The following is a 6,837-nucleotide window of genomic DNA, read 5'->3' as shown; positions in this document are numbered from 1 at the left end:
AGCAGGTGGTAGCGCGCGAGTCGCGGGTCGTCGCGGATCGCGTCGACGGCCGCGAGCGCCGCCTCAGGCCCGTCGGCGTGCAGCACGGCGACGGCCCGGTTGAGGTCGACGACGGGCGACGGCGCGAGCTGCGCCAGCGCGTCGTACAGCGCGACGACCGCCTCCCAGTCGGTGTCCTCGAACCGCGCGGCCCGGCTGTGGGACGCGGCGATCGCGGCCTGCAGCGTGTACGGGCCGAGCGGCCGGCCGAGCGTCGTCGCGCGGTCGAGCGCCGCGAGCCCGTGCATGACGAGCGTGCGGTCCCAGCGCGTGCGGTCCTGGTCGGGCAGCAGCACGGGCTCACCCGCGGCGTCGGTGCGGGCGTCGAACCGGGACGCCTGGAGCTCCATCAAGGCGACGAGCCCGTGCACCTCGGGCTCGCGCGGCAGCAGGCCGGTGAGCGCCCGGCCCAGCCGCATCGCCTCCGCCGCGAGGTCGCGCCGCACCCACGAGTCGCCGCTGGTCGCGGAGTGCCCCTCCGTGAAGACGAGGTAGACGACCTCCAGCACCGACACGAGCCGGGCGGGGAGCTCGTCGGCCTGCGGCACCTCGAACGGCACGCGCGCCTCGGCGAGCGTCCGCTTCGCGCGGGAGATCCGCTGCCCGATCGTCGGCGACGGGACCAGGAACGCGCGGGCGACCTCGTCGGTCGTGAGCCCGCAGAACAACCGGAGCGTGAGCGCGACCCGCGACTCGCGCGGCAGCACGGGGTGGCACGTGAGGAACACGAGCGCGAGCAGGTCGTCGTCGACCGGCCGGTCCACGACCGCGTCGGCGCCGGGCTCGTGCCGCCCGTCCACCGCCGCGAGCGCGTACTTCACGTCCCGCGTCTGCTCGCGCCGGATCACGTCGACCGCGCGCCGCCGCGCCGCCGTCATGAGCCACGCGCCCGGCCGGTCCGGGACGCCGTCGCGCGGCCACTGCTCGAGCGCCTGGACGAACGCGTCCTGCGCGAGCTCCTCCGCGAGCCCGACGTCCCGGACCAACCGGGTGAGCGAGGCGACGAGGCGCGGCGACTCGATGCGCCAGACGGCCTCGACCGTGCGCCGCGGGTCGGTCATCGTCGCGTCCCGTCGCCTCGCCGCTCCCGTCGCCTCGGGTCCGGTCAGCCGTGCTGCGCCTTGATCTGCTCGGCGAGCTTCTCCTCCGCCGCCGCGACCTCGGGCGTGTACGCGTCGCCGAAGTCCTCGATCGACGCGATCGGCCGGATCTCCAGGACCGCGCGCGGGCCGGACTGGTTCGCGGGGCAGCGCTTCGCCCACTCGACGGCCTCCTCGAGCGAGGACACCTCCCAGATCCAGTAGCCCGCGATGAGCTCCTTCGCCTCGACGAACGGCCCGTCGACGACCGACGTCGTCCCGCCCTCGAACACGACGCGCGCGCCGCGCGCGCTCGGCAGCAGCCCCTCCCCGCCGAGCATGATCCCCGCCTGGACCAGCTCCTCGTTGTAGCGGCCCATCTGCTCGAACATCTCGGTGGTCGGCTCGATCTTGTCCTCGTCGGCGCCCGCACCCTCGATCATCACCAGGACCTTCATGACCGTTCTCCTCCTCGTGGTGGTCCGCCCCGACGCTAGTGCCGGACCGGCTCTCACTCCCCTCGTCGAACGGCCCGGACGTTCTTCGACACGCCTTCCCGACGAGTTTCCCGACGTGTCTGCCGCCACGGCACGGCACCGAGGAGGGCGCCGACGGCGAGGCCCAGCCCGTGGCCGTCGAGCGCGACGGTGAGCGTGACCGCGACGGCGCCCGCGAGCGCCGCGGCGGCGGGGAGCGCGACGCGGCCGCCGCGGTGGCGCAGGTCCGCCACGAGAAGCGCGACGACGACGCTCGCGACCGGGCCCGCCACGAGGTAGCCGGGGCCGATGCCCGTGAGCAGGACGTACGGGACCCAGAACGCCGCGTAGACGAACGGCAGCAGGGGTGGCGCCGCGCGCTCGCGCCACGCGCGGACCAGCAGGAGGCCGACCAGGCCCCCGACAGCGTCGGAGGTGCCCGCCTCGACGAGGGACGGGTTCGCGACCGTCAGGACGACCGCGGCCATGAGCCCGCCGCCGCCCGCCGCGGCCAGCCACCACCCCGTCCCCCACCGACGCTCGACGGCCCACCCGACGAGCACCAGACCGGCCAGGTTGAACGCGTACTGCCCCCACCACGTCTGCACGAGCATCGACGACCCGAGCCGCCACCACTCGCCGTCCGCGACGAGAGACGGGTCGCGCGTGAGCGCGTCGTGCACCGCCGGGACCAGCAGCCCGACGACGCCGAGCACCGCGACCAGGACCGCCGTGACGAGGGTCGCCCACGGTCGCCGTGCCCCCCAGGCGCGCTCCGCGGTCAGTCGTGGGTCGGCCGGGTCCGCCGGCGGCAGGGTCACCGCCGGGGGACGCCGCGGCGGATGCGGTCGGTGAGCGCCTCGTACGTCGACCCCGGACCCTCCCAGCGCGACTCGACGAACCACGTCGCGCCCGCCTCGGCGAGCGCGGCGGCGTGGTCCTGCGCCTCCGCGGGGTCCTCGGGCAGCACGCCCTGCAGGACGATCTCGAACGGTCCGGCGTCGGGTGCCCGGTGCTCGCGCACCCACGCGGCGATCTCGGCGACGTGCTCCGGGCCGAGGTGCTCCATCGCGCGGTCGCCGCGCAGCTGCGGGACGACGCCGTCGTAGCGCAGCGCGCGTCCCATCGACCGGTCGCTCGGGAAGGCCCCGACGACCCAGATCGGCACGCGCGGCTGCTGGACGGGCCGGGTGCCGATGCGCAGGTCCTCGACCTTGTGGTGGTGGCCGTCGTAGGAGAACGTCTCGCCGCGGAACGCGAGGTCGAGGATCGCGAGGTGGTCGTCGAGCAGCTCGGCGCGCTCGCGCGTGCTCGTGAGCTCACCGGACACGCCGACGAAGCCGCGGTCGATCGGCACACCCAGCCCTGCGGGGATGACGAGCCGGCCGTGCGAGAGGTGGTCGACGGTCACCGCCTGGCGCGCGACGACCCACGGGCGGCGGCGCGGGAGCGCGAAGACGAGCGCGCCGAGCGTGATGCGCCGCGTGCGGACGGCGGCTGCGGCGAGCACCGCCCACGGGTCCCACACGTCGCCGTCGAGGCCGAGGTCGATCGCGTCCCACGTGAAGAAGCCGTCCCAGCCCGACTCCTCGGCGTCGACCGCCATGCCGAGCACCTGCTCCGTCGTGCCGAACGTGCCGACGATGCCGAACTTCATCGTTCCCCCTGTCGTCGCAGCCGATGCCGGCGACGCTACCGACGACCACCGACACCGTCGCCGGGTCGGCCAAAGGCCTTGGGCGTGTGGGTGGTCCGTCGGAGGATGGGCGCGTGACCGACGACGCCCACGCACCGGCGAGCCCGGCCCAGCCCGATCCCCCCGCGCCGCGGACGGACGCCCACGGGGATCGTTCCGCCGACGCGAGCACGCCGCCCGACCGTCCTGGCTGGGTGCGCGACACCGTCGTCTTCCTGTCCGGCCAGACGGTCTCGCTGTTCGGCTCGATGCTCGTGCAGTACGCCGTGCTGTGGCACCTCACGCTCGAGACCCGCTCGGGTGCGGTCCTCGCGCTGTCGTCGGTGTTCGGCTTCCTGCCGCAGGCCGTCGTCTCGATCTTCGGCGGTGTCTGGGCGGACCGGCACAACCGCAAGCTGCTCGTCGTCGGCGCCGACGCGACGATCGCGGTCACGACGCTCGCCCTCGCGCTGCTCATGCTGTCCGGCCACGACGACCTGTGGCTCATCTACGCGGCGCTCGCGATCCGCTCGGCGGGTGCCGGCGTGCAGACCCCGGCGGTCGCCTCGCTGGTCCCCCAGATCGTCCCGACGCGCCACCTCATGCGCGTCAACGGCATCAACGCGACGATCCAGTCGGCGATGATGCTCGTCGCCCCGGCCGCGGCGGCCGCGGTCTACGCGAGCGCGGACATCGTCGCGGTGTTCTTCGTCGACGTGGTCACCGCGGTGATCGGCATCGGGATGCTGCTCCTGGTCCCGGTCGCGACGATCGTGCGGACGCAGGGCGACGACGGCCCGACGAGCTACTTCGGGGACCTCGTCGGCGGGCTGCGGTACATCGCGGGGCACGCGTTCGTCCGCTGGGTGCTCGTGCTGTTCGCGGTCGTGTTCGTGCTCATCGTCGCCCCGTCGTACCTGACGCCGCTCATGGTGGCGCGCACCTTCGGGCCCGAGGTCTGGAAGCTGACCGCGAACGAGCTCGCGTTCAGCATCGGGATGCTCGTCGGCGGTGCGGTGGTCGCCGTCTGGGCGGCGAAGCGGAGCCGGGTCGGGCTCATCATCGGGTCGACGCTCGCGTTCGGCGGCATCTCGATCGGCCTCGGCGTCTCGACGAACCTGTGGGTGTTCCTCGGGTTCATGTTCCTGCTCGGGCTCGCTGTGCCGTTCTTCTCGACGCCGTCGACGACCGTCCTGCAGGAGACCGTCGAGCCGGAGATGCAGGGCCGCGTGTTCGGGTTCGTCGGGATCGTCATGGCCGTCGCGATGCCGCTGGGCATGGCGGTGTTCGGGCCGCTCGCCGACGTCGTCAGCGTCGAGCTGCTGCTGGTCCTCGCGGGCGTCGCGCTGTTCGTCGTCGTGGGCGTCGCGCTCGCGATGCCGTCGGGCCGACGCGCGGTCGAGGACGCCCGACGTCAGTCGGCGGCCACCGAGAAGGACGCGGTGACGACGGACGCGTGACGGCCAACGGCGTGACCGCCGCGTGAGAGCGACGCCGCTCGCCGGCGGGTCTCAGGAGGTCCGCGCGACCGGCTGGCGCAGGATCGTGCGCAGCCTCTCCGGCGCGGTGCGGCGCGCGTCGCCGAGGTAGATCTCGTGGTGCTTGCCCGTCAGACGCAAGCCCTGCGCGGGCACGAACTCGTGGTGCAGCGCGTCGAGCACGGGCCCCTCGGCGTCGTACGGGCCGACGTGCAGCGTCTGGACGCACAGCCCCTCGTCGAGCCGTTCGAGCCGGACCTCGTCGAGCCGCGGCGCACCGCCCTTGCGCGCGACGGTCTCCCGCGCGGTCTCCACGTGCTCGGCGGTGAGCCAGTCGGGCGTGAGGACCAGCAGCGTCCAGTCCCAGCGCGACTTGTCCCGCGCGCTCGTGAACGACTCCATGTCCGCCGACCACCACAGCCCCTCGAGCGGCATGACGGTGTAGTCGCGGCCGAGCTGCGTCTTGCTGAGGAACTTCAGCGCGTACGCGAGCGGGTACAGCGACGACACGGCCGCGGTGTACGCGGGTGCGGTGTTCGGGTCGCCGTGGCCGTCGACCGCGAGGTACGTGAGCCGGGGGACCTCGACGACGTCGAACCGGCCGCGCCGGGCCGTGTACGTCGAGAGCTCCTTCTTGAGGTCGACCTTGTCGGCAACCGGCCCGTCCGCCATGAGTCCCCCTGCGCGTCGTCGCCACCACCGTCCCTGCCCGGCATCGTGCCAGGTCGGGGCGTGCGGGCGACCACGGTGCGCACGACCGCCGCGCCCCGGATGCGGGACCCGTCCCGCTGCCGCAGGCTGAGGCCCCGCCCGATGCTCCCCCCCTCCCGGAGGTCCCGTGCCGACTGCCCTGCCGCCCGTCCGCGGGGTCGCCCTCGACGACGCCGTCACGCAGGTGCTCGGTCCGGACGCGAGGCTGCGCGACGCGCAGGCCGACGCGCTGCGCGGCCTCGCCGAGCGGGACACGCTGCTGGTCGCGCGGACGGGCGCGGGCAAGTCCGCGGTGTACGCGATCGCGACGCTGGTCGCCGCGCGGCTCACGCTCGTCGTCTCGCCCCTCGTCGCGCTGCAGCGGGACCAGGCGCAGTCGCTGCGCGAGGTCGGCCTGCGGGCTGCCACCGTGAGCTCCGCGGTCTCGCGCGGGAAGCAGGCGCAGGCGCTCGACGACGCCGCGCACGGGAGGCTCGACGTGCTGCTCCTCGCACCCGAGCAGCTGCACCGCGGGCCGGTCGTCGAGGCGCTCCGGGACGCCGACGTCGGCCTCGTGGTCGTCGACGAGGCGCACTGCGTGAGCGAGTGGGGGCACGACTTCCGGCCCGACTACCTGCACGTCGCGTCGGCGGTGCGCGCGCTGGGCGGACCGCGGGTGCTCGCGATGACGGCGACCGCGTCGGCGCACGCGCGCGACGAGATCGTCGAGCGGCTGGGCCTGGACGACCCGCGCGTGCTCGTGCACGACGCCGACCGCCCGAACATCTGGCTCGGCGCGGTCCCCGCGTCGACACCGGCCGACCGCGACGCACGCGTCGTCGACGAGGTCCTCGCCACGGAGGGTGCCGTCATCGTGTACGCGCGCACCCGGTCGCACACCGAGGAGGTCGCCGAGCTGCTCGACCGCGCGGGGCGTCCGGCCCTCGTCTACCACGCAGGTCTCCCGGCGAAGGAGCGGGCGCGGGTGCAGGACACGTTCCTCGACGGGCGGCACGACACGGTCGTCGCGACGAGCGCGTTCGGCATGGGCGTCGACCGGGCCGACGTGCGGGCCGTCGTGCACGCGGGCCCGCCGCCGTCGCTCGACGCGTACTACCAGGAGGTCGGCCGCGCGGGACGCGACGAGGAGCCCGCACGCGCGGTCGTCGTGCACCGGCCCGACGACACGGCGCTCAACCGGTTCCTGCGCAGCGGTGCCGGCGCGAAGCCCGGCACGCTGCGCGCGGTGCTGGCTGCGACGTCCGACGAGCCCGTGGACCGGGCGGCGGTGGCCGAGCGCTCGGGCCTGGGCGCCCGCACGGTGTCACGCGCGCTCGCGGAGCTCGCCGCGGCCGGTGCGGTGCGCGACGACGGCGGGCTGTGGACCGCGACCGGCACGC

General features: G+C 74.7%; 7 protein-coding genes. 2 read left to right on the top strand and 5 right to left on the bottom strand.

Annotated features, from left to right (window positions below):
* From CTKZ_RS19445 to CTKZ_RS19430, 4 genes are all read right to left on the bottom strand, one after another.
* The coding region (locus CTKZ_RS19445) for an RNA polymerase sigma factor (RefSeq protein WP_148090526.1) at window positions 1-1,100 on the bottom strand (1,100 nt) is incomplete at its 3' end.
* 44 nt (window positions 1,101-1,144) lie between these two features.
* The gene (locus CTKZ_RS19440) at window positions 1,145-1,576 is read right to left on the bottom strand and encodes a YciI family protein (RefSeq protein WP_124344463.1); all 432 of its coding nucleotides are present in this window, start codon (window positions 1,574-1,576) and stop codon (window positions 1,145-1,147) included.
* 53 nt (window positions 1,577-1,629) lie between these two features.
* A complete protein-coding gene (locus CTKZ_RS19435) occupies window positions 1,630-2,415 on the bottom strand; it encodes a rhomboid family intramembrane serine protease (protein WP_124344462.1) in 786 nt (261 codons plus the stop codon).
* A complete protein-coding gene (locus CTKZ_RS19430; RefSeq protein ID WP_124344461.1) occupies window positions 2,412-3,251 on the bottom strand; it encodes an LLM class flavin-dependent oxidoreductase in 840 nt (279 codons plus the stop codon). Before CTKZ_RS19430 ends, CTKZ_RS19435 begins: the two co-directional genes overlap by 4 nt.
* 113 nt (window positions 3,252-3,364) lie before the next feature.
* Here CTKZ_RS19430 and CTKZ_RS19425 point away from each other — a divergent pair, with 113 nt between their 5' ends.
* Complete coding sequence (locus CTKZ_RS19425) at window positions 3,365-4,729, top strand: MFS transporter (RefSeq protein WP_124344460.1); 1,365 nt, start codon at window positions 3,365-3,367, stop codon at window positions 4,727-4,729.
* A 51-nt stretch (window positions 4,730-4,780) separates the two neighbouring features.
* Here CTKZ_RS19425 and CTKZ_RS19420 read toward each other — a convergent pair whose 3' ends face one another.
* Window positions 4,781-5,419 (bottom strand): GyrI-like domain-containing protein, encoded by a 639-nt coding sequence (locus CTKZ_RS19420; protein ID WP_124344459.1) that lies wholly within the window; start codon window positions 5,417-5,419, stop codon window positions 4,781-4,783.
* A 166-nt stretch (window positions 5,420-5,585) separates the two neighbouring features.
* On the opposite strand from CTKZ_RS19420, the gene CTKZ_RS19415 reads away from it, so the two are divergent.
* Window positions 5,586-6,837: RecQ family ATP-dependent DNA helicase (locus CTKZ_RS19415; protein WP_148090525.1), on the top strand; the 1,252-nt coding region annotated here is incomplete at its 3' end.

It is taken from the genome of Cellulomonas algicola (assembly GCF_003851725.1).
Taxonomy (GTDB): Bacteria; Actinomycetota; Actinomycetes; order Actinomycetales; family Cellulomonadaceae; genus Cellulomonas; species Cellulomonas algicola.
The sequence above is the reverse complement of the archived record's forward strand: the minus strand, read 5'-3'. Positions and strand labels throughout refer to the sequence as shown.

Excerpts from the sequence above, each read along its gene's own strand:
- CTKZ_RS19420 (WP_124344459.1), bottom strand. The coding sequence starts at position 5,419 with ATGGCGGACGGGCCGGTTGCCGACAAGGTCGACCTCAAGAAGGAGCTC.
- CTKZ_RS19430 (WP_124344461.1), bottom strand. The coding sequence starts at position 3,251 with ATGAAGTTCGGCATCGTCGGCACGTTCGGCACGACGGAGCAGGTGCTC.
- CTKZ_RS19440 (WP_124344463.1), bottom strand. The coding sequence starts at position 1,576 with ATGAAGGTCCTGGTGATGATCGAGGGTGCGGGCGCCGACGAGGACAAG.